We start from the raw sequence: 21,592 nt of genomic DNA, 5'->3' as shown, positions 1-21,592 counted from the left end.
CATGCACCACGTCGCGTGGGTCGTCGCTCCCCTGGTCCTCGTCGCCGTCATCGGCTTCAGCGCCGTCACCAAGCTCGGCAAGGGCGAGTCCCTGCGCACGATCATCCGCAACCTCGAGCTGCCCGAGTGGGTGCTGCCGCGCCAGCTCGCGCGGGCCGTCCCCGGCATCGAGCTGGCGCTCGCCGCAGGGCTGCTCACGCCGTGGCGCGCCACCTTCACGATCGCCGCAGCGGGAACGCTCGTCCTCATGCTCACCTACTGGGCGCTCATCGCCCGCGGGTTGAGCCTCACCCCCAGGCCGCACTGCGGCTGCTTCGGAGAGGTGGGCGACCAGCGCATCTCGGTCCGGACCCTCGTGCGCAACACCCTGCTCGTCGCCGCCGCGACCGCATCCCTCGCCGTCGGGCTGTCCGGGCGCACAGTGTGGTCTCTGCTCGAGGGGTCCGCCACCGGCGACTGGCTGTGGCTCGGGCTGGGCGCCCTCGCCTGCCTCGTCACCGGCCTCGTGCTGGGTGGCTCCCCGGACCCTGACGAGCCTGCCGCGACCGCGACCGCGACCGCCGCGGCTGACCCCGCGACCGAGCTCGGCGACGGGGACGACGAGGAGGACTACGTCCGCACCCCCACTCCCGTGCTCGCCATCCACGACCCGGCGTCCGGGCCGGTGACGTTGCAGGAGCTGACCCGTCGGCGTGCGCAGCTCCTCGTCTTCGTCAACTGCTACTGCGCCTCCACCAAGGAGGTCATGGCCGAGATCACCGCGTGGGACGCGCGCAGCGACCTCGTCGACGTGCGGCTCGTCTTCGCGGTCCCGATCGCCGAGAAGTTCGTCGGCCCACCGCCGCCTCGAACCCTGCTCGACCACCGGGGTCTGGCCTGGCTCGCGCTCGGGCTCCGCGGGTCACCGAGTGCGGTGCTCCTCGGTGTCGACGACCACCTCGCGGGCGGCCCGGTGTCCGGGACCGCCGAGGTGAGGGAGTTCGTCGACGACGTGGTCGACGCGCTGCAGGAGTCGGTGGCCGGGGCGGCACCCGACCCCGCCCAGGACGGTCGGCTCTCCGAGGACGCTCGGCTCACCGAGGACGGTCAGCTCACCGGCGACCGGTGAGCTCCCACGCGTCCTCGCTGTCGTCCTCGTCCTCGTCCCACGCCGCGACCTGGGGACGACGCGCGAGGTCGTCGGCCACGGCGTCCTTGCCGTAGCGGTCATGAGGGAGCTGCTGCGTCGGAGCCGACTCCTGGGGCGCCGGGTCGGCCTGGTCCCGGGCTCCCGAGCCGTCGTCCGCCTCGTTGTCGAAGGCGACCTCGGTCTCGGGCACGTCCTCACCCCGCATGAGCGCGAGCGTGGTCGGCAGGTCGTCGGGGCGCACGAGCACGTCGCGCGCCTTGGAGCCCTCGGACGGACCGACGACACCCCGTGACTCGAGCAGGTCCATGAGCCGCCCGGCCTTGGCGAACCCGACGCGCAGCTTGCGCTGGAGCATCGACGTCGACCCGAACTGTGTCGTGACGACGAGCTCGGTCGCCTGCAGCAGCAGGTCGAGGTCGTCGCCGATGTCGTCGTCGATCTGCTTCTTGGCAGCGACGACGGTGACGTCCTCGCGGTAGGTGGGCTTGAGCTGGCCGGTGACGTGGGCGACGATCTCCTGGATCTCGGACTCGGTGACCCAGGCGCCCTGGACGCGCATCGGCTTGCTCGCGCCCATCGGCAGGAAGAGCCCGTCACCCTGGCCCAGGAGCTTCTCGGCTCCCGGCTGGTCGAGGACGACGCGGCTGTCCGCGAGCGAGGACGTGGCGAACGCCATGCGACTCGGCACGTTGGCCTTGATGAGGCCGGTGACGACGTCGACGGAGGGACGCTGCGTCGCGAGGACGAGGTGGATGCCGGCGGCGCGGGCGAGCTGGGTGATGCGGACGATCGACTCCTCGACGTCGCGCGGCGCGACCATCATGAGGTCGGCGAGCTCGTCGACGACGACGAGGAGGTACGGATAGGGGTGGATGACCCGCTCCGAACCCGGCAGCGGCTGGACCTTGCCGGACTTCACCGCCTTGTTGAAGTCGTCGACGTGCTTGTAGCCGTAGGCCGCGAGGTCGTCGTAGCGCGCGTCCATCTCACGCACGACCCACTGGAGGGCCTCCGCGGCCTTCTTGGGGTTGGTGATGATCGGGGTGATGAGGTGCGGGATGCCCTCGTATGCCGTGAGCTCGACCCGCTTCGGGTCGACGAGGACCATGCGGACCTCGTCGGGGGTCGACCGCATGAGCACCGACGTGATCATCGAGTTGACGAAGCTCGACTTGCCGGAGCCGGTCGCACCGGCGACGAGGAGGTGCGGCATCTTGGCGAGGTTGGCGATGACGTAGCCGCCCTCGACGTCCTTGCCGACGCCCATGACCATCGGGTGGTGGTTGTCCCGGGCGACCCGGCTGCGGAGGACGTCGCCGAGGCAGACCATCTCCTTGTCCGGGTTCGGGATCTCGATGCCGATGGCGGACTTGCCCGGGATCGGGCTGAGGATGCGCACGTCGGCCGACGCGACGGCATACGCGATGTTCTTGGAGAGCGCGGTGACGCGCTCGACCTTGATGCCGGGTCCGAGCTCGACGATGTAGCGGGTGACCGTCGGCCCACGGGTGAAGCCGGTGACCTGGGCGTCGATGCCGAACTCGTCGAGCACCGTCGTGAGCGACTCGACGACGCGGTCGTTGGCCTCGGAGCGTTCCTTGTGCGGGGCGCCCTGCTTGAGGGCGGCGTTGTCGGGGAGCGTGTAGGTGATGTCACCGGCCAGCGACAGCTGCTCGACGCGCTGAGGGAGCGGGGTCGTCGGCGGCGCCTCGAGCCTGACCTGCTCGGCCACGGTCTTGGCGGCCGGGGCGAGGACCCCGGGTGCGGTCGGGCGCTTCTCGCCGGGGCGCGGGCCACCCTCGTCGACCTCCGCGGGCGGGGGGACGCGCCGGGACTTGCGGCCCTTGCTGTCCTCGTAGTCGACGATCGCGGCCTGTTCGTAGGCCTCGTCCCCGACCATCGGCTCGTCGCTCGAGGCGCGCGAGCGGCGCGGCTTCTTGACCGGCACCTCGTCCGTGTCGTCGGAGTCCTCGTATGCCGGCCGCCCCAGGAGCGTGGCCCGCAGGTGGTCGAGTCGCTCGGGGATCTCGTGGACGGGCGTGGCCGTGAGGACCAGCAGCCCGAAGATGCCGATGAGGATGAGCAGCGGGATGGTGCCGTAGATCGAGACCGCGGCCTCGAGCGGGCTCGAGGCGAGGAAGCCGATGATCCCGCCGCCGGCACGCATGCCGTCGGCCCCGGCCGGGGGCTCGGGGATGCCGGCGGCCACGTGGACCACGCCGCAGGCGGCGAACGCGAGGATCGCGGTGCCGATGGCCATCCGGTTGGTCGCGGGATGCTCACGCGGGGTGCGCCACAGGTGCAGGCCGAAGAGCAGCAGGACGATGGGCAGCGCGTAGCCGACGCGACCGAACGTGCCGGCCACGACGGCGTGGGTGGCCTCACCGACCATGCCGTCGAGTCCCCACCACTCCCGCGCGGCGACGACGACCGCGAGGGCGATGAGCGTGAGCCCGGCACCGTCGCGGCGGTGCTCGGGCTCGAGGTCCTGACCGACGTGCGACACCTTGCGGACGGTGCCGCCGGTGACGTGGGCCAACCCCATCCAGGCGCCCCGCACGGCCGCGACCGGCATGGGCGTGCCGCCCTTGGCCGGAGCCTTCTCGCGGGTGCTCGTGCGAGCAGGTGCGCGGCGGTTCGCCGGCCGGGAGGAGGCCGTGCGGGAACGCGCAGGTGATGTCGGACGGGAGGCCATGCTCGCACCCTAGGCCAAAGTCACCACAGACACACGTGTCACACGCGCACCACGCGCCCGCGCTCGCCCCTTTATCGGGTCACCCGATAAAGGGGTCCTCGACCCGAGTTGGCACCCCGGGTCAAGAGGACGTTTCTCGGGTGACCCGATAATGCGGCAGCCGGGCGGTGAGACTGGTGAGGCTGGTGAGGCTGATGGGGCGAGGCGGTCACGCTTCGATGACGACGGGCGGGCCCACGGAGCTCAGCGAGGCGGTCACGCCTCGATGACGACGGGGATGATCATCGGGCGACGGCGGATCTTGCGACCGACCCAGCCACCGACCGTGCGGCGCATGACCTGCTCGAGCTGGTAGGTGTCGGTCACGCCCTGTGAGGTGGCGTCGTCGAGGGCTCGGGTGAGCTGGGGCATGACGTCGTCGAAGATGACGTCATCCTCGACGAAGCCGCGCGCCGTGATCTCGGGACCGGCGACGATCTTGCCGGTCGAGGCGTCCATGACGACGATGACGGACACGAAGCCCTCGTCGCGCAGGATCCGCCGGTCCTTGAGCAGGGCGTCGTCGGCCTCGCCCACGGACGAGCCGTCGACGTAGACGTAGCCGCACTCGACCGCACCGGCGACCTTGACCTTGCCGTTGACGAGGTCGACGACGACACCGTCCTCGACGACGACGACACCCCGGGGGTGCACGCCCGTCGCGAGCGCGAGGTCGGCGTTGGCGCGCAGGTGGCGCCACTCGCCGTGCACCGGCATGACGTTGCGCGGCTTGACGATGTTGTAGCAGTAGAGGAGCTCGCCGGCACTGGCGTGGCCCGAGACGTGGACCTTGGCGTTGCCCTTGTGGACGACGTCGGCCCCGAGCCGCATGAGCCCGTTGATGACGCGGTAGACGGCGTTCTCGTTGCCCGGGATGAGCGAGGAGGCCAGGAGGACGGTGTCGCCCTCCCCCACCTCGATCTGGTGGTCGCGGTTGGCCATCCGCGACAGCGCCGCCATCGGCTCGCCCTGCGAGCCGGTGCAGATGAGCGTGACCTTGTTGTCCGGCAGGTCGCCGAGCTTCTTGAAGTCGACGAGGATCCCGTCGGGGACGTGGAGGTAGCCCAGGTCGGCGGCGATGCCCATGTTGCGCACCATCGAGCGCCCGACCATCGCGACCTTGCGGCCCGACTTCTCGGCGGCGTCGAGCACCTGCTGCACGCGATGCACGTGGGAGGAGAAGCAGGCCACGATGATCCGGCGATTGGCGTGCCGGAAGACGCGGTCGATGGCCGGCGCGATGTCCTTCTCCGGAGTCGTGAACCCCGGGACCTCGGCATTGGTGGAGTCGGTGAGGAAGAGGTCGACCCCCTCCTCGCCGAGACGGGCGAAGGCCCGCAGGTCGGTGAGCCGTCCGTCGAGGGGCAGCTGGTCCATCTTGAAGTCGCCCGTGTGGAGCAGGGTGCCGCCGGAGGTCCGCACGAACACGGCGAGCGCGTCGGGGATCGAGTGGTTGACCGCGACGAACTCGCAGTCGAAGACGCCGAAGGTCTCGCGCCCGCCCTCCTTGACCGAGAGCGTGTAGGGCTTGATCCGGTGCTCCTTGAGCTTGGCCTCGATGAGGGCCAGGGTCAGCTGGGAGCCGATGAGCGGGATGTCGGGCTTGAGGCGAAGCAGGAACGGCACGGCGCCGATGTGGTCCTCGTGGCCGTGGGTGAGGACGATCGCCTGGACGTCGTCGAGCCGGTCCTTGATGTAGCTGAAGTCCGGGAGGATGAGGTCGATGCCCGGGTGGTGGTCGTCGGGGAAGAGCACGCCGCAGTCGATGATGAGCAGCTGGCCCTTGTGCTCGATGACCGCCATGTTGCGGCCGACCTCGCCGAGGCCTCCCAGAGCGACGACGCGGACGCCGCCGTCCTTCAGAGGGGCGGGCAGGGAGAGCTCGGGGTGCGGGTGGCTCATCGCAGGCCTGCTTCCGCGAGACCCTTGCGCAGGATCTCGAGGTGCTCCGGTGGCGACTCGACGAGCGGCAGCCGCACGAACGCGGACTCGATCACCCCGAGCTCCGCCAGCGCGGCCTTGGCCATGATCGCACCCTGGGACGTCGTCATGATCGCGTCGACCGCCGGGATGAGCCGCTGGTGGATCTCGCGCGCCGTGGCGAGGTCGCCGCCGTCCACGGCGGCGATCATCGCGGCATACTCCTTGCCCGCGACGTGACCGACCACGGAGACGACGCCGACGGCACCCTGTGCGAGGTGCGCGAGCGAGAGGACGTCGTCGCCGCTGAACCAGAGGAGGTCGGTCGCCGCCATGACGTGGGTCGAGGCCCAGAGGTCGGCCTTGGCGTCCTTGACCGCGAGGATCCGCGGGTGCTCGGCCAGCGCGAGCAGCGTCTCGGTGCTGAACGCCGTGGCGGTGCGACCGGGGATGTCGTAGAGCATGACCGGCAGGTCGGTCGAGTCGGCGACGGCGCGACAGTGCGCGAGCAATCCGGCCTGGGTCGGCCTGTTGTAGTAGGGCGAGACGAGGAGCAGGGCGTCGGCGCCCACCTCGACGGCGCGAGCGGCCATGTCGATGCTGTGGGCCGTGGCGTTCGACCCGACACCGGCGGTGATCGCCGCGCGCCCACCGGCGGCGTCGACGGCGATGCGGACCGCCTCGATGCTCTCGTCGTCGGTGAGGGTGGCCGACTCCCCCGTCGTCCCGTTGACCACGATGCCGTCGTGCCCGCTCGCGATGAGGTGCTCGACAACGGCGCGCACCCCGGCCTCGTCCATCGATCCGTCGGGGCGCATGGGTGTGACCATGGCCGTGATGACCCGGCCGAAGGGGTTCGTCGTCATGGCCCTCAGGGTAGTCGCTGACGACACGGGGTCCTCCCGCCGTCGTCGGCGCACGCGGTTACGCTCTGGAGCCATGCGCCAGTACCTCGACCTCCTCGACCGCATCCTCGACGAGGGAGTCGAGAAGTCCGACCGCACCGGCACGGGCACGCGCTCGGTCTTCGGCCACCAGATGCGGTTCGACCTGTCCGAGGGTTTCCCGGTCGTCACGACCAAGAAGCTCCACCTCAGGTCGATCATCGGCGAGCTGCTGTGGTTCCTGCGTGGCGACACCAACGTGCGCTGGCTCCAGGAGCGCGGGATCTCGATCTGGGACGAGTGGGCGGACGAGCTCGGTGACCTCGGTCCGGTCTACGGCCACCAGTGGCGCTCGTGGCCCACGCCGGACGGGCGACAGGTCGACCAGATCGCCAGGGTCATCGAGTCGATCCGCACCAACCCCGACAGCCGACGCCACATCGTCAGCGCCTGGAACGTCGCCGACGTCGACGACATGGCGCTGCCTCCGTGCCACGCGCTCTTCCAGTTCTATGTGAGCCCAGCCGCCGACGGCCGGGCAGCGAAGCTGCACTGCCAGCTCTACCAGCGCTCGGCCGACGTCTTCCTCGGCGTGCCCTTCAACATCGCCTCGTACGCGCTGCTCACGATGATGGTCGCCCAGCTCACCGATCTCGAGCCCGGCGAGTTCGTGCACACGCTCGGTGACGCCCACCTCTACTCCAACCACCTCGAGCAGGCCCGCCTCCAGCTGACCCGCGAGCCGCGCCCGCTGCCGACGATGCGCATCACCCCCCGGGGCGCGATCGACGACTACGACCTCGGTGACTTCGAGCTCGTCGGCTACGACCCGCACCCGCCGATCAAGGCGCCGATCGCCGTCTGAGCAAGGCGTCCGTATGCCGGCCCACGCTGAGTGTGGGTGACGTCGGCGCACGGCGCGCTCACGGCATACGAGACGTCGTGGGTCCCACGCCCCTAGGGTGAGGCGCATGACCCAGGTGACCCTCATCGCAGCGGTCGGGCGCAACGGCGTCATCGGCTCCGACAACGACATGCCGTGGCACCTGCCGGAGGACTTCGCGTTCTTCAAGCGGACGACCATGGGCCATGCGATGGTCATGGGCCGCAAGACGTTCGACTCGATCGGGCGGGCGCTGCCGGGCCGGCGCACGATCGTCATCACGCGGCAGGCCGACTGGCACCACCCCGACGTCGAGACCGTGCACTCGCTCGACGATGCGCTGGGTCTCGCGGGCCCCGTGGGCGAGGTGTTCGTCGCCGGTGGCGGCGAGATCTACGAGCAGGCAATGCCGTTCGCGCACCGGCTGCTCATCACCGAGGTCGACCACGAGCCCGAGGGCGACGTGCGGTTCCCCGAGATCGACCCGACGGTGTGGCACGAGACGGGCCGCGAGGAGCGTGAAGGCTTCGCCTGGGTGACCTACGAGCGGTGACGCTCACCGTGCGTCCGCAACTACGGGCCGTATGCCGTTCAGCCGCCGGACGTTGACGGCCTGCGCGGGTCCACCGGACCGGTCGAGGTGAACCGCTCGCGGTGGATGTGCTCGGCGGCGATGCCCTCTCCCCCGAGCCACGCCTCGACGTCGGCGATGAGCCCCTCCGGACCGCAGAGCCACCAGTCGTCGACCCCGTCGAGGCCTCCGACGTGGGCGAGGACGCTGCGCAGCAGCAGCGGGTCGATCCGCCCATGCCGGACACCGGGCACCCGCTCCCGGCTGAGCACGTGCTCGACCCGCAGCCTGCCCTCGAAGGCAGCCTCCAGCTCGGCGAGCTCGCGCCCGAGCACGGTCGACTCACGGGTGCGGTTGGCGACGACGAGGTCCACGGTCGACCCGGGGTCCTGCTCGAGCGCCGCGGCCGCGATGGCGAGGACCGGCGTGATGCCGGAGCCGCCGACGACACCGACGTGGTGGCGCGGGCCCACGACCTCGTCGAGCACGAACTCACCGAGCGGAGGCAGCACCCCCATGACCTCGCCGACCTCGACCTCGTTGGCCAGCCACGGCGACATCCGTCCGCCCTGCACCGCAGCGGCGGCGACGCGGATGACGCCGTCGCGGCGAGCGCGGCTCGGCGGCACCCAGATCGAGTACGACTGGCGCACGTCCTCGCCGCCGACGAGCGCCCGCAGGGTGACGTACTGGCCCGCCCGGTAGTCGAGGAAGCCCGGCATCTCGCTCACGTCGAACCCGATCGACACCGCGTGCTCGGCGACCGGCTCGACCTCGGCGACCGCGAGCGGCCGGAAGGTCGGGTGTGGCTTCGAGGGACGGCGCAGCAGGGACACGCCCCCCATCCTCACAAACGCCACAGCGTTAGGCTCGACCGCGTGGCGATCACCTCACGAACCTCCGACCGGGTCACCGTCCTCACCCTCGACCGTCCGGAACGGCGCAACGCGCTCAACCACGACGCCCTCGACGAGCTCGACGCGGCCGTGGCGCGTGCAGTCGAGACCTCGAGGGCCCTCGTCGTCACCGGCGCCGGTGGCCACTTCTGTGCTGGCGCCGATCTCACCGAGCTCGAGGACGTGGGCTTCACCGACCGCCTCGACGAGGTGCTCGCCCGCCTGTCGCAGGCCCCGATCACGACGATCTCGGCGATCTCGGGGTCGTGCATGGGGCTCGGCATGCAGCTCGCGGTGGCGTCCGACCTCCGGGTCGTCAGCGACGACGCCTCGTTCGCGCTGCCCGTCGCCAGGCTCGGTCTCATGGTCAACCACTGGACGCTCGAGCGTGTCACCCGCTTCTGGGGTGAGGGTGCGGCGCGACACATGGTGCTCACCGGTGCCGTCCTCACCGCGGACGACGCGTGGCGGCTCGGGTTCACCCAGGTCCGCGGCGACCTCGACGCAGCCCTGGAGCTCGCCCGCCGCGCCGTCGACCTCGCCCCGCTGACCCAGGCCGGGTCCAAGCTGGGCTTCGACGCACACGGCGGCGACCACGCCCAGGTGGCCCGCTACGAGGCCGCCTTCGCCACCGCCTGGTCGAGCGACGACCTGAGCGAGGGGCGCTCCGCCTTCCGCGAGCGACGCACGCCGGAGTTCCAGGGCCGATGAGCCACGACCACTCCCACGAGCCCGGCCCGGTCGCCGACGCGAGCGTCCGCATCGCCAAGCCGACGGACGCACCCGCCGTGGGCGTCGTCCAGTCCGCCGTCTGGACGCAGGCGTATGCCGGCCGCGTGCCCGACGAGGTCGTCTCCCTGTTCCAGGCTCCGGCCTTCGCGAAGGCCTGGCGACAGTCGCTGGAGAGCCCGCCCGAGGGCGTGCACCGGCTCCTCGTGGCGCGTGCCGGCGAGCAGGTCGTCGGCTTCGCCGCCATCGGTCCGAGCCAGGACCCCGACTCCGGGCCCGCACGCGGCGAGGTCACCGCCATCGGCGTCCACCCGGGCGCCCGTCGCCTCGGCCACGGGTCGCGCCTGCTCAACGCGTGCGTCGACACCCTGCGCGGCGCAGGCGCCGACGACGTCGCGATCTGGGTGCTCGCCGACGACGAGGACACCCGGGCCTTCCTCGTGGCATCCGGACTCGGCCCTGACGGTGCGTTCCGCGACCGCGTCGTCTCCCCCGACGGCTCGACCCTGCGGGAGGTTCGCCTCGTCGCCTCGCTCGCGACGGACGAGACGGAGTGAGCACCGAGGCCGCCGACGCCGAAGGCGAGACGGCGGCGGCCAGTGAGCGCGGGTCCCACGCGCTGCGTGGGCCGGCAGACGAGCCGTTGGAGCACCACACACGCAGGAGCGTGGTGCGACAGTCCCTCTCGATCGGGTTGGCGACGGGCGCCTACGGGATCAGCTTCGGCGCGCTTGGGGTCGCGTCCGGCCTGAGCATCCTGCAGACCGTGGCCCTGTCGGTCCTGCTCTTCAGCGGCGGGTCGCAGTTCGCGCTCGTCGGGATCCTCGGTGCCGGTGGCACCGGGCCGGCCGCGGTGGCGACCTCGACCCTGCTCGGCGTGCGCAACGGCCTCTACGCCCTGCAGACCTCACGGGTCCTCGACGTCCACGGCCTGCGTCGGCTGTGGGCCGCCCACCTCACCATCGACGAGTCGACGGCTGTGGCGGTGGGACGCGAGGACCGGCGCGCAGGCCGGCTCGGGTTCTTCGTCACCGGCGTCACGGTGTTCGTCCTGTGGAACCTCATGACCCTGCTCGGCGCCCTCGTCGGCAACGCGCTCGGCGACCCGGAGCAGTGGGGGCTCGACGCCGCGGCTGCCGCTGCCTTCACCGCCCTGCTGTGGCCGAGACTGCGTAGCCGTGACGCCGCGGCGACGATGGTGCTCGCCATCGCGATCGCCCTCCTCGCCTCCCCGCTCCTGCCGGTGGGGGTGCCGGTCATCCTCACCGTGGTCGCTGCCGTCGTCGTGGGGCTCAGCGGCGGCGGGCGGCACGAGAAACGGGCGGAGGTGGACGAGTCGTGACGACGTGGACGGTCGTGCTGCTCGCGTCCGCGCTGGCCTATGCGACCAAGCTCGCCGGCTACCTCGTGCCCGGGGCCTGGGTCGAGGGGCCGAAGCGCAGCCGCGTGCTCACCCTGCTGCCGGTGGCCCTGCTCTCCGGGCTCGTGGCGATCCAGACGTTCGGGGGTGACGGCGGCTCGCTCCACGTCGACGCGCGACTCGCCGCGGTCGGTGCCGCCATCGTCCTGCTGCTGCTCCGGGCGAACTTCCTGCTGGTCGTCATCGGGGCGGCCGTGGTGGCCGGAGGGCTTCGCGCCCTCGGCTGGGCGGCTTAGATCCCGAGGTAGTGCTCGAGCCCCACGGTGAGACCGGGGTGATCCCCCACCGCGCGCACGGCGGCGGCGACACCGGGCATGAACGAGACCCGGTCGAACGAGTCGTGCCGGATGGTCAACATCTCGCCGGTCTGTCCGAAGAGGACCTCCTGGTGCGCCACGAGGCCGCGCAGGCGCACCGAGTGCACGGGTATGCCGTGCACTCGCGCGCCGCGGGCACCGTCCGGGTCGCTCGTCGTCGCGTCCGGGACGTCGGCGAGGCCGGCCCGCTCACGCGCGGCGCCGATGAGCTCGGCTGTCCGCGCCGCCGTCCCCGAGGGGGCGTCGACCTTGTCGGGGTGGTGGAGCTCGATGACCTCGGCGGACTCGTAGAACTCGGCGGCCTTCTGCGCGAACGCCATCATGAGCACCGCACCGATCGCGAAGTTGGGGGCGATGAGGACGCCGACGTCGGGGTGGGCCTCGAGCTGGCTGCGGAGCTCGGCGAGGCGGGAGTCATCCCACCCGGTCGTGCCCACGACGACGTCGACACCGCGGTCGACGCAGTGCGCCACGTTGGCGGGTGAGGCTGCCGGAACCGAGAACTCGACGACGACGTCCGCGCCGGCGAGGTCTCCGAGGTCGTCACCGACGTCGAAGCGCCCGACGAGCGCGAGGCCGTCCGCGGACTCCACTGCACGGCACACCTCCGAGCCCATGCGACCGGATGCGCCGATGACCGAGACCTTGGTGACTGCCACGCCTGAACTCTATCCAGTCGGTCGCGACTCTCCGCGACGCCCCGATGTGGCGGACGTGTTCACCTTGTGTTCATCTAGGGGGTACTCTTGGGTGAACAGCAGGTGAACGGCCCCGGGACGTCTCGGGACATCGACTCACCATCCGGGCCACGCACGAGGAGACACCCCATGAAGAAGGTCGCCACGACCACCACGGGTCCGGCCTGCCTGATGATGCGCTGGGTGCCGGTGACCAGGGACGGTCGCACCCGGCTGGAGATGCGCTGGAGCGCCCCCGCGACGGTGCTTCGCGTTCCCCGGACCGCCTGAGCCGACAGCCCAACCGCGACGACCCCGCCCTTGCGGCGGGGTCTCGACATGTCGAGGGCCGTGGACGACGCCTGCCCTTCCTTTCGCTGAGGGGCACAGCGGCTCCCAGCCCGTGTCGTGGCCCCCTTCCCCCGTCTCAGGGCTCCGTCGTCAAAGTTTCACCGACCTACGCCCGCACTTGGTCTTGACGACAAGTAACGTCTCCCCGGTGGAAGGCACGGGGGTGGACGAGAAGGGGTCGACGGTGGGCGATCGGACAGCTATGCCTTCTTACGTCGAGGTCTTCCGTGTCCAGGGCTTTCTCCCCGCCTTCATCGCCCTGAGCCTGTCCACGTGGGGCGACTACATCGCCCGGATCTCGGTGGCTTTCGTCGTCCGGGAGCGCACCGGCTCGGACCTCGCCATGGCAGCGACGTTCGCGGTGAGCCTGCTGCCGAGCATCCTCGGACGCAGCCTGCTCAGCCCGCTCGCCGACCGCATCCCCTACAAGCACGTGCTCGTGGGGTCCGACGTCGTCCGGGGTCTCTTCGTCGTCGCGATCATGCTGGCCGTCGGCGAGGGCAGCCACGTCGCGCTGCTCCTCGCCCTGCTCTTCGGCCTCGAGCTGTTCGGCGGTCCGGCGGGCGCCGCACACCAGATCCTGCTGACCGACCTCTTCCCCGACCGGCGCGCGTTCATGCGAGCCCGGGGCATCTCCACACTGGCCGAACAGGTCAACCAGGCGATCGGCCTCAGCGTCGGTGGCGTCATCGTGACCGCCCTCTCCGCTCGCGGCGCGCTCCTGGCCGACCTGGCGACCTTCGTCGTGTCGGCTGTCCTGTTCGCCGTCGCAGTCCGGGTCCGCCCGGTCTCCGGTGAGCCCAGCCCGGGTATCACCGGCTTCTTCCGTGACGTCGTCGGCGGGGCGCGCTACCTCGCCGGGCACCGCGTCCTCACCTTCCTGCTCTCGCTGAGCCTGGTCGCCATGTTGGGCGTCGTCGCGCCCGAGGCGGTCGCGATCCCCTACGTGCTCGACCACCAGCTGCCGGAGTGGCTCGGCGGGGTGCTCATGGCTGCACCCGTCGTCGGTGCCGTCGCCGGCGTCGTCGTCGTGGGGAGGTGGCAGCCCGAGGTCGCCACGGGACGCATCATCTCGATGGCGCTGCTCATGCCGGTCCCTCTCCTCGTCACGAGCCTGGTCCCGGTCACTGCGCAGTGGCTGCCGGTGACCTGGTTGCTCTGGTTCACGAGCGGGGTGCTCCAGGCGTTCATGCTGCCCCTTCAGGCAACCTTCGCCCTGGTGGTCGCGCCGGAGCTGCGAGGGCGCGTCATCGGACTGGCCGGAGCGGCGACGATGAGCCTGTCCGCGCTGGCCTTCCTCCTGTCCGGGTGGCTGTCCGAGACGTTCTCACCGCCAGCGGCGGTGACCATCTGCGCGGTCCTCTGCCTCGCAGGCGTCGCACTCCTGGCCGCGCGCTGGCCGCGGCAGGCGCTCGCCTCGACCGTCGACGTCGCCTTCAACGACGCGACGAAGCACCGGGACCGATGACCGAGGGTCAGGCGCCCGGGCGGTCGCGTGGCTGCCGGCCGGACCACAGCACGCCCAGGGTGCGCAGGTCCGCGGCCACGTCCTCGCGGTAGGCGGTGTAGAAGGGGTCGAAGGGCGTCCGCATGTGATAGCCCTGCACCGACTGAGCCTGGACCGACACGATGGTCCCCGCGGCTCGTGAGAAGAAGTCGCGGTGGTCGACCATCCGCAGCCGCTCGTCCCACCTCACCCGCTGGATGGAATCCGTCCGAGCCAGGTAGAGCTGCGGCGTCTTCGGGACCACGGGCAGTCCGTCGATGAGCGTCCCGTAGGCGACGAGCGGTGGGGCCGCGCCCGGGAAGAGCGCCCGGGCGTCGTGGGCCTCGACGGCCCGCCACCTCGGGAGGTCGACCCGGGTCAGGGCGACGAGGTCGACCCCGGCGTTGTCGTCGAGGTAGTTCATGGCCGCGACGAGGTCGCTGGCCGCGGTGAAGACGATGTCGTCGTCCGAGACGAAGACGTACTCGGTGCGCACTTCGTCCAGCGCGGCGTTGCGGCCCACCGGCACCCCACTGTTGAAGGGCAGGGCCACGACGTCGACACCGCGCCCGAGGTCTCGCACCGGCGTACGCGAGTCGTCGGCGACGACGATCCGCCCGTCGAAGACGGTGCGCGCGCTCGACAGGCACCGTCGCAGCACCGCGGGCCGCTCGAAGGTCTTGACCGTCATCGTGACGCGCCGTGCGACCTCGGCCCGTTCCTCGGCGGTCGCCCGACCGTGGCGCAGGCGGTCCACGGGGCGCACGACCGCCAGCTGCGTGGCCTCCGCCAGGCGGTAGCCGAGGCGCAGGGGTCCGCCGAACCGTCCACGCATCGCGCGTGTGAGCCGCTGGGTGTCCACGGTCCCTCCCTTCGTGCGGTGCGCTCCCATGATCGCGCCCCACAAGGCCGACGGGGCGGCATACCGAAAAGGTATGCCGCCCCGTCAGTGTCCCGAAGGGGACGTGGACTCACTCGTCGCCGGAGGCGTCTCCCGCGTCCGAACGCTGGCCACGGCCACGGCCACCGCGACGGCGGCTGCGCTGGCGACGCTCGCCGCGCTCCTCGCCACCCTCGGTGGACTCGCCCGACTCCTCGGAGTCGGTGTCGTTGTCGACGTCTGCGTCGACGTCGACCTCGGCGGTCACGTCGGAGGCCGGAGCGTCGTCGTCGGCCGGAGCCGACGCGTCGCTCTCGCCCTCGGCGAGCACCGCGGCGAGCGAGAGCTTGCCGCGCGGGTCGATCTCCTTGAGCTCGACCTGGACCTTCTGGCCGACCGCGAGGACGTCCTCGACAGCGTCGATCCGCTTGCCACCGACGAGCTTGCGCACCTCGGAGATGTGGAGCAGACCGTCCTTGCCCGGGAGCAGGGAGATGAACGCGCCGAAGGTCGTCGTCTTGACGACGGTGCCCAGGAAACGCTCGCCGATCTCGGGCATCTGCGGGTTGGCGATGGCGTTGATCGCCGCGCGAGCCGCCTCGGCCGACGGGCCGTCGGTGGCACCGATGTAGATCGTGCCGTCGTCCTCGATCGAGATCTGGGCGCCGGTGTCGTCCTGGATCTGGTTGATCATCTTGCCCTTTGGGCCGATGACCTCACCGATCTTGTCGACGGGGACCGTCACCGCGATGACGCGAGGAGCGAAGGGGCTCATCTCGTCGGGCGCGTCGATGGCCTCGTTCATGACGTCGAGGATGTGGAGGCGGGCCTCTCGGGCCTGGGTGAGCGCGCCACCGAGCACGTCGGCGGGGATGCCGTCGAGCTTGGTGTCGAGCTGGATGGCCGTGACGAACTCGCGGGTGCCGGCGACCTTGAAGTCCATGTCGCCGAACGCGTCCTCGGCGCCGAGGATGTCGGTGAGCGCGGCGTACTGCGTTTCACCGTCGACCTCTGCGGTGACGAGGCCCATCGCGATGCCCGCGACCGGGGCGCGCAGCGGCACACCGGCGTTGAGGAGCGACAGGGTCGATGCGCAGACCGAGCCCATCGACGTCGAGCCGTTGGAGCCGAGGGCCTCGGACACCTGACGGATCGCGTAGGGGAACTCCTCGCGGGTCGGGAGGACCGGCATGAGCGCGCGCTCGGCGAGCGCTCCGTGGCCGATCTCGCGACGCTTCGGCGAGCCGACGCGACCGGTCTCACCGGTGGAGAACGGCGGGAAGTTGTAGTTGTGCATGTAGCGCTTGCGCGTCACCGGCGACAGGGTGTCGAGCTGCTGCTCCATGCGGAGCATGTTGAGCGTGGTGACACCCATGATCTGGGTCTCGCCGCGCTCGAAGATCGCCGAGCCGTGGACGCGCGGCAGGACCTCGACCTCGGCGCTGAGGGCGCGGATGTCGGCAAGGCCACGGCCGTCGATGCGGACCTTGTCCTTGATGATCCGCTGGCGGATGAGCTTCTTCTGCACGGCGCGGTAGGCCGCCGAGACCTCCTTCTCGCGGCCGGCGAAGTCACCAGCCGTGCCCGAGCCGGACTCGGGGTTGAAGTCGCCCACGAGCTTGAGGTGGAGCCCGGACTTGATCTCGTCGAGACGGTCCTCGCGCTCCTGCTTGCCCGCGATCTGCAGCGCGGCATCGGCCTGGTCGGAGACTGCTGCCTCGACCGCGGCATACACGTCGTCCTGGTAGTCGAGGAAGACCGGGAACTCCTGGATCGGCTTGGCAGCCTTGGCGGCGAGCTCGGCCTGGGCCTCGCACAGCGCCTTGATGAACTTCTTGGAGGCCTCGAGACCCTCGGCGACGACGTCCTCGGTGGGAGCGGTCTTGCCCTCGTTCTTGACGAGGTTCCAGGTGTTCTCGGTGGCCTCGGCCTCGACCATCATGATGGCGACGTCGTCGCCCGCGACGCGGCCGGCGACGACCATGTCGAAGGTCGAGCGCTCGACGTCGGAGAACTGCGGGAAGGCGACCCACTGGCCGTCGATGAGCGACAGGCGCGTGGCGCCGATCGGGCCGGAGAACGGCAGACCGGAGATCTGCGTCGAGGCGGACGCGGCGTTGATCGCCAGAACGTCGTACTGGGCATCGGGGTTGAGCGCCAGCACGGAGATGACGACCTGGACCTCGTTGCGCAGCCCCTTCTTGAAGGTCGGGCGCAGCGGGCGGTCGATGAGGCGGCAGGTGAGGATCGCCTCGGTGGAGGGGCGGCCCTCACGACGGAAGAACGAACCGGGGATCTTGCCCGCGGCATACATGCGCTCTTCGACGTCGACCGTCAGGGGGAAGAAGTCGAAACCCTCGCGAGGGGACTTCCCGGCGGTGGTGGTGGAGAGGAGCATCGTGTCCTCGTCCAGGTATGCGGCGACTGCGCCGCCGGCCTGCTTGGCCAGGCGTCCGGTCTCGAACCGGACGGTGCGGGTGCCGAACGAGCCGTTGTCGATGGTGGCTTCGGCGAACGTGATCTCAGGACCCTCCATGGGTCCTCCTTTTCTCGAGTGTCAGTCCGTGCATCGTCGTTGTGCACGGGCGTTCTTCTGGTGCTGGTGTCGCTATGAAGTTGTGGTCCAACACATCCGAAAGAGCGGCCCTCCATGAAGGAGAGCCGCTCCGACGGAAATCCGGGGCGTCAGCGACGCAGGCCGAGCCGCTTGATCAGCGAGCGGTAGCGCTCGATGTCGATGTCCTCCAGGTAGCGGAGGAGGCGGCGGCGCTTGCCGACGAGGAGCAGCAGGCCACGACGGCTGTGGTGGTCGTGCTTGTGCTCACGGGAGTGCTCGGTGAGGTCGAGGATGCGCTGGGTGAGGAGCGCGATCTGGACCTCGGGGGAGCCGGTGTCACCCTCGGTCGTGGCGTACTCGGACATGATCTTCTGCTTGACGTCTGCGTCCAAAGGCATGGGCGACTGACTCCTTCTGGTGCGGTTGCGCGGCGCTCCCGGGCTGGTTCACCGGGGCTCTATGGGTCCGCGGCCGATTCTCACGGCGCCACAAGGTTAGCAGCGCGGGTGTCCGGCCCCTAATTGCCGCGAAGGACGGGTATGCCGGTCAGTCCCGGCACGATGACCGCGAGGGCCTCGTCGATCTCGTCGGCGCACCGGCGGGCGGCCGCTGCACCTCGCTTGTAGGGGTCGGCCACGTCCCAGGTGAGACTGTCTGGTCTGGCAACGCCGAGCGCCGAGTCGAGTGCGGCGAGGCCGGGCGCCACACCGGCCCGTCGCCCGAGGGCGTCCGCGAGCTGGCGCAGGCCGAAGACCTTCGGGGCGTGATGGGGCCACAGCTCGGTGATCCGCATCCGGTGCGCGAACTCGACCGTGATGACGACGTCGGCGGCGTCGAGGACCTCCGCACTCACGGAGCGGCTCAGGTGGCCGCGGGCGTCACCGCCGCGGGCCTCGAGCTCGCGGAGCATCGCCGGGTCCATCGGGTTGCCCGGGAAGCCGGGGACGCCCGCGCTCGAGAGGTGCAGCCCGTGCAGAGGCCCCGCCGCCGACAAGTGCGCCGCGCGCCTCTCTGCGTAGGGCGAGCGGCTGATGTTGGCCGTGCACACGAACAGGACACGCAACGGCTCCTGCGGGCGCTCGGGCCGGACTCTCACCTGGTCAGGCTATCCGCGCGGACCTGCTCCTCTCCGGCGAACGGCTGGATAGGGTGCGCTCAGACGCGCGGGCCGGTCGGCCCGCCCGGAGAGGAAGGCGCCGCACCGTGGGCGAAGTGCTTCGACTGCACGGCCTCGGGGCCGTCGTCGAGGTGACGTGCACGGGGGACGCGGGAGCGGAGCTGTTCGCGGCGATGCGGCGGCCGTGGTCGCGATGCCTCGTCGAGCCGGCGCTGCCGCCGGTCGGGGCCCCGCCCCTGGTCCTGCGCCTCGACGACGTGGCCCAGCTGACGAAGACCCTGATGCTCGCGACCCAGGACGTGACACGCGCGCTCATCGGCGCCCGGGCCGGCGAGCTGCTCATGTTCCACGCGGGCGCGGTGAGTGACCCGACCACCGGCCGCAGCGTCGTCTACGTCGCGCGCGGCGGCACCGGCAAGACGACGCTGAGCCGGCTGCTCGGCCAGCGCCTGGGGTACCTCACCGACGAGACGGTGGGGATCGACTCGTCCGGAGTGATCCATCCCTACCCGAAACCGCTCTCGGTGAGGCGGGCCGACGAGCCGACCCTCAAGGACGAGCTCTCCCCCGACGAGCTGGGCCTGCTGCCGGCGCCGGCGTCTGCCCGACTCGGTCGGATCGTCCTTCTCGAACGGAGCGCCGACACCGACACTGCGACGCTCGAGGAGCTCGACTTCATGGATGCGCTCTTCGGCCTCGCCGAGCAGTCCTCGGCCCTGCCCGCCCTCCCCCGGCCCCTACATCGTCTGGCCGAGGTCATCGACGAGGTCGGACCCCTGTCGACCCTTCGCTACGGCGAGGCGGGCCAAGCGGCCGAAGACCTCGTCCGGCTCGTCGGGGCATCCCGGTGAGGGTCCAACGTCGCGCCGACGAGGTGACCGACCTGCTCACCCGGGACGGTGTGACCGTCGTGATGGCTCGGGGCCAGCTCGTGCGACTCAGCCCTCTCAGCGCGATGATTCTCGCTCTGGCCGAGGAGCGGATCGAGTACGACGAGCTGGCCCGGCAGCTGGAGGAGCGGTTCGGCGCGCCCGAGGGTCGGTCGGCCCTGGACGCCACGAAGGACGCCGTGACGGAGATGATCCGTCTCGGCGTCCTTCGTCGGTCGAGCTGAGGGTCAGCCGCAGTCCGGCGGCAGGAAGACCTGGCAGTTCGGGTTCTGCTCCGGGGGGGTCGACGGGTAGGTCGCGGTGTCGACCGCCGGCGGGTGGTTGTCCGGCTCGAGGTTCGGGTCCTCGGTGTGGCCCCAGGGGACGCTGATCGTCACCGTGATGTCCTGGACGTTCTGCGAGTTCCCGTTCTCGCCTGCGTTGAAGATGAGTGCGATCGACTCACCCGGCTCCAGGAGGTAGGGGAACGTGACCACGTCGCCGGCATTGGGGCCGGTCGCGATGATCGCGGCCTGGAAGAACAGGGTGATGGCCGGCGCGTCCTCGGCGAACGTGATGAGGTAGCCGGTCTCGTTGTAGAGGTAGATGTCCTTGTCGGTGTTGTTCGTGATCGTCACGTCGAAGATGTAGCCCTTGACGAAGACGTTGCCGCACGAGTTGCCCGGGAGCTTGCAGGCGTCACCGAGAACGATCGTCGGCCCACCTCCGGACGCGGCGTAGGCGGGTGTGGCCACGACGAGCGGCACGGCTGGGATCGCCCACGCTGCTCCCTTGGCGATGGTGCGACGCGAGATCCGTCGTTCCTCGAGGTGCTCGGACATGTGCTTCTCCCCTGCTCAGGTCATTGGGAATACCTCGTCAAAGTAGCACCGCGGACGATGCTGTCTCGGGCGTTTCGAGAAAACCCGAAAAGACGAAAACCGTTCTGACCAGCGGGAATAGGCCCAACTGACTAGTCACGCGACGCGGCGAGCAGGCCGGTCTCGACGAGCTTGACGAGGTAGGCCTCGACGTCCTCGGCGATGACCTCACGCTTCTCCCCCACGCAGCCGGCGACAGCAGCCGCCACGTCGTCGACCCCGTCGACGGCGAACATCCAGATGAGGGCAGCCGTGCCCTCGAGAGCGACCGGAGGACCATCGGGCAGGCGCATGAGGAACACCTGCGGCAGGCCGTCCTCGTCGCGCTGGACGTGGGCGACCCTGTCCGGGACGGAGTAGGCCGTCACCGACCCCTCCTCTCACGGGCCGAGGCCCGGAACAGTGCGACCAACTCACGCGTCCCCGTTCGGGAACGGGAGAAGTATGCCGCAGCGACCTCACGCATGGTCGGAGGACGCCCCAGGCGAGTCTCCATCCGGCGCCGGTTGGGCAGGAGGAGTCGCAGCGCGGTTCGCAGGGCCGCACGTCGGGTCGGCGCCGCCTTCACCCGGGCCATCCACACCCGGGCCTGTGACCGCTCACCGGCCGACAGCGCCTTCCAGAGGTCGTACCCGGGGTGGCCGACGAACTCGTCCAGCCTGCCGGTGCCCGCGGCCAGGGCCACCTCCGCGGAGAGGTCCCCGGCGAGCTGCGCCACCTCGCCTCGCTGCTCGTCGGTGGCGTCCCACCAGCAGCGACGGATGTCGGAGTGTGCGAGTGCACCGGCCCGCGCCGCGTGCACGATGAGCAGCAGCCGCTGGGCGGCCACCGACGGGACCTGACAGCTCACGCCGGCCAGCGGGACGGCATACCGGTCCTTCCAGAGCCGGTCGAAGGCGGTCTCGGCACGGGCGGAGAAGCCCGGGAAGCGGCGGTGGACGTCGACCGGAGCCAGGAAGGGATGCACGAGGGTGGAGGCGTGCTCGAAGGCCGAGCCGTCCTCGAAGCGGTACTGGGTGGTCCAGCCGTGGGCGTGCATGAGGTCGAGGAGCCGCTGCACGTGCTCGGGCCGGACGAGGACGTCCGCGTCGATGCTCTCGCGGGGACCGTCGAGCAGGCTCTCGTCGACCGTGGGTCCCTTGATGTGGAGCAGGTCGATCCCCGCGTCCTCCGCGAGGGTCTGGAGCGACGCGTGGGCGAAGCGGATGCCCACCGACCAGGGCATCACCACGTCGTCCACACCCCGGACATTACCGAGTCCCCGGTGCCGGTGTCCGCCCGCTGGTAGCGT

Annotated in this window: 23 protein-coding genes; 11 read left to right on the top strand and 12 right to left on the bottom strand. The window is 70.7% G+C overall.

The annotated features are described in order from the left end of the window. The first annotated feature begins 1 nt into the window (after position 1). Complete coding sequence (locus LL946_RS14770) at positions 2–1,108, top strand: MauE/DoxX family redox-associated membrane protein (RefSeq protein ID WP_404381927.1); 1,107 nt, start codon at positions 2–4, stop codon at positions 1,106–1,108. Here the strand turns inward: LL946_RS14770 and LL946_RS14765 are convergent. The 3 genes from LL946_RS14765 to dapA all read right to left on the bottom strand — a co-directional run bounded on the left by LL946_RS14765 (position 1,092) and on the right by dapA (position 6,649). Next, positions 1,092–3,824: a DNA translocase FtsK 4TM domain-containing protein gene (locus LL946_RS14765; RefSeq protein WP_404381925.1), complete on the bottom strand. Its 2,733-nt coding sequence runs from the start codon at positions 3,822–3,824 to the stop codon at positions 1,092–1,094. The genes LL946_RS14770 and LL946_RS14765 overlap by 17 nt on opposite strands. A 255-nt stretch (positions 3,825–4,079) precedes the next feature. Then, positions 4,080–5,765, bottom strand: coding sequence for a ribonuclease J (locus LL946_RS14760; protein ID WP_404381923.1), 1,686 nt, complete (start codon positions 5,763–5,765; stop codon positions 4,080–4,082). Continuing rightward, positions 5,762–6,649 carry a 4-hydroxy-tetrahydrodipicolinate synthase gene (gene dapA / locus LL946_RS14755; protein ID WP_404381921.1) on the bottom strand — a complete coding sequence of 296 codons (888 nt, stop codon included), beginning with the start codon at positions 6,647–6,649 and terminating at the stop codon, positions 5,762–5,764. The genes LL946_RS14760 and dapA overlap by 4 nt, the downstream gene beginning before the upstream one ends. A gap of 73 nt (positions 6,650–6,722) precedes the next feature. Here dapA and LL946_RS14750 point away from each other — a divergent pair, with 73 nt between their 5' ends. Then, positions 6,723–7,532: a thymidylate synthase gene (locus LL946_RS14750; RefSeq protein ID WP_404381919.1), complete on the top strand. Its 810-nt coding sequence runs from the start codon at positions 6,723–6,725 to the stop codon at positions 7,530–7,532. Between the two features lie 106 nt (positions 7,533–7,638). Beyond that, positions 7,639–8,103, top strand: coding sequence for a dihydrofolate reductase (locus tag LL946_RS14745; RefSeq protein ID WP_404381917.1), 465 nt, complete (start codon positions 7,639–7,641; stop codon positions 8,101–8,103). 38 nt (positions 8,104–8,141) lie between these two features. On the opposite strand, the gene LL946_RS14740 is transcribed toward LL946_RS14745, so the two are convergent. Next, positions 8,142–8,966: an FAD-binding oxidoreductase gene (locus LL946_RS14740; protein WP_404381915.1), complete on the bottom strand. Its 825-nt coding sequence runs from the start codon at positions 8,964–8,966 to the stop codon at positions 8,142–8,144. Positions 8,967–8,999: 33 nt separating this feature from the next. On the opposite strand from LL946_RS14740, the gene LL946_RS14735 reads away from it, so the two are divergent. From LL946_RS14735 to LL946_RS14720, 4 genes are read left to right on the top strand one after another with little or no spacing between them, the layout of a single operon-like run. Continuing rightward, positions 9,000–9,728 (top strand): enoyl-CoA hydratase-related protein, encoded by a 729-nt coding sequence (locus LL946_RS14735; protein ID WP_404381913.1) that lies wholly within the window; start codon positions 9,000–9,002, stop codon positions 9,726–9,728. Continuing rightward, complete coding sequence (locus LL946_RS14730) at positions 9,725–10,303, top strand: GNAT family N-acetyltransferase (RefSeq protein WP_404381911.1); 579 nt, start codon at positions 9,725–9,727, stop codon at positions 10,301–10,303. The genes LL946_RS14735 and LL946_RS14730 overlap by 4 nt, the downstream gene beginning before the upstream one ends. Beyond that, a complete protein-coding gene (locus LL946_RS14725) occupies positions 10,300–11,088 on the top strand; it encodes an AzlC family ABC transporter permease (protein ID WP_404381909.1) in 789 nt (262 codons plus the stop codon). Before LL946_RS14730 ends, LL946_RS14725 begins: the two co-directional genes overlap by 4 nt. Further along, positions 11,085–11,402, top strand: coding sequence for an AzlD domain-containing protein (locus tag LL946_RS14720; RefSeq protein WP_404381907.1), 318 nt, complete (start codon positions 11,085–11,087; stop codon positions 11,400–11,402). The genes LL946_RS14725 and LL946_RS14720 overlap by 4 nt, the downstream gene beginning before the upstream one ends. Here the strand turns inward: LL946_RS14720 and dapB are convergent. After that, positions 11,399–12,100 carry a 4-hydroxy-tetrahydrodipicolinate reductase gene (gene dapB / locus LL946_RS14715; protein WP_404386919.1) on the bottom strand — a complete coding sequence of 234 codons (702 nt, stop codon included), beginning with the start codon at positions 12,098–12,100 and terminating at the stop codon, positions 11,399–11,401. The two genes, LL946_RS14720 and dapB, sit on opposite strands and share 4 nt — an antisense overlap. A gap of 210 nt (positions 12,101–12,310) precedes the next feature. Here dapB and LL946_RS14710 point away from each other — a divergent pair, with 210 nt between their 5' ends. Together LL946_RS14710 and LL946_RS14705 are read left to right on the top strand one after the other, a co-directional pair. Then, positions 12,311–12,451, top strand: coding sequence for a hypothetical protein (locus LL946_RS14710; protein ID WP_404381905.1), 141 nt, complete (start codon positions 12,311–12,313; stop codon positions 12,449–12,451). A gap of 262 nt (positions 12,452–12,713) precedes the next feature. After that, on the top strand, positions 12,714–13,979 hold the full coding sequence (locus LL946_RS14705) for an MFS transporter (RefSeq protein WP_404381903.1): 1,266 nt from the start codon (positions 12,714–12,716) through the stop codon (positions 13,977–13,979). 7 nt (positions 13,980–13,986) lie between these two features. On the opposite strand, the gene LL946_RS14700 is transcribed toward LL946_RS14705, so the two are convergent. From LL946_RS14700 to LL946_RS14685, 4 genes are all read right to left on the bottom strand, one after another. Beyond that, a complete protein-coding gene (locus LL946_RS14700) occupies positions 13,987–14,859 on the bottom strand; it encodes a glycosyltransferase family 2 protein (protein WP_404381901.1) in 873 nt (290 codons plus the stop codon). A 109-nt stretch (positions 14,860–14,968) separates the two neighbouring features. Continuing rightward, a complete protein-coding gene (locus tag LL946_RS14695) occupies positions 14,969–17,413 on the bottom strand; it encodes a polyribonucleotide nucleotidyltransferase (RefSeq protein WP_404381899.1) in 2,445 nt (814 codons plus the stop codon). 149 nt (positions 17,414–17,562) lie between these two features. Then, the gene (gene rpsO, locus LL946_RS14690) at positions 17,563–17,832 is read right to left on the bottom strand and encodes a 30S ribosomal protein S15 (RefSeq protein ID WP_404381897.1); all 270 of its coding nucleotides are present in this window, start codon (positions 17,830–17,832) and stop codon (positions 17,563–17,565) included. 119 nt (positions 17,833–17,951) lie between these two features. Continuing rightward, on the bottom strand, positions 17,952–18,530 hold the full coding sequence (locus tag LL946_RS14685; protein WP_404381895.1) for a low molecular weight phosphatase family protein: 579 nt from the start codon (positions 18,528–18,530) through the stop codon (positions 17,952–17,954). A gap of 107 nt (positions 18,531–18,637) precedes the next feature. On the opposite strand from LL946_RS14685, the gene LL946_RS14680 reads away from it, so the two are divergent. After that, positions 18,638–19,402 carry a hypothetical protein gene (locus LL946_RS14680; RefSeq protein WP_404381893.1) on the top strand — a complete coding sequence of 255 codons (765 nt, stop codon included), beginning with the start codon at positions 18,638–18,640 and terminating at the stop codon, positions 19,400–19,402. Further along, positions 19,399–19,665, top strand: a complete 267-nt coding sequence (locus LL946_RS14675) for a hypothetical protein (RefSeq protein ID WP_404381891.1) — start codon at positions 19,399–19,401, stop codon at positions 19,663–19,665. The genes LL946_RS14680 and LL946_RS14675 overlap by 4 nt, the downstream gene beginning before the upstream one ends. 3 nt (positions 19,666–19,668) lie before the next feature. Here LL946_RS14675 and LL946_RS14670 read toward each other — a convergent pair whose 3' ends face one another. The 3 genes from LL946_RS14670 to LL946_RS14660 all read right to left on the bottom strand — a co-directional run bounded on the left by LL946_RS14670 (position 19,669) and on the right by LL946_RS14660 (position 21,541). Next, on the bottom strand, positions 19,669–20,262 hold the full coding sequence (locus LL946_RS14670; protein WP_404381889.1) for a hypothetical protein: 594 nt from the start codon (positions 20,260–20,262) through the stop codon (positions 19,669–19,671). Between the two features lie 131 nt (positions 20,263–20,393). Further along, positions 20,394–20,669 carry a PqqD family protein gene (locus LL946_RS14665; RefSeq protein ID WP_404381887.1) on the bottom strand — a complete coding sequence of 92 codons (276 nt, stop codon included), beginning with the start codon at positions 20,667–20,669 and terminating at the stop codon, positions 20,394–20,396. After that, complete coding sequence (locus LL946_RS14660; protein ID WP_404381885.1) at positions 20,666–21,541, bottom strand: nucleotidyltransferase family protein; 876 nt, start codon at positions 21,539–21,541, stop codon at positions 20,666–20,668. Before LL946_RS14660 ends, LL946_RS14665 begins: the two co-directional genes overlap by 4 nt. Positions 21,542–21,592 lie beyond the last annotated feature (51 nt).

Source organism: Knoellia locipacati, from assembly GCF_044791685.1.
Lineage (GTDB): Bacteria > Actinomycetota > Actinomycetes > Actinomycetales > Dermatophilaceae > Knoellia > Knoellia locipacati_A.
This window is presented reverse-complemented; position numbering and strand designations above follow the sequence as displayed.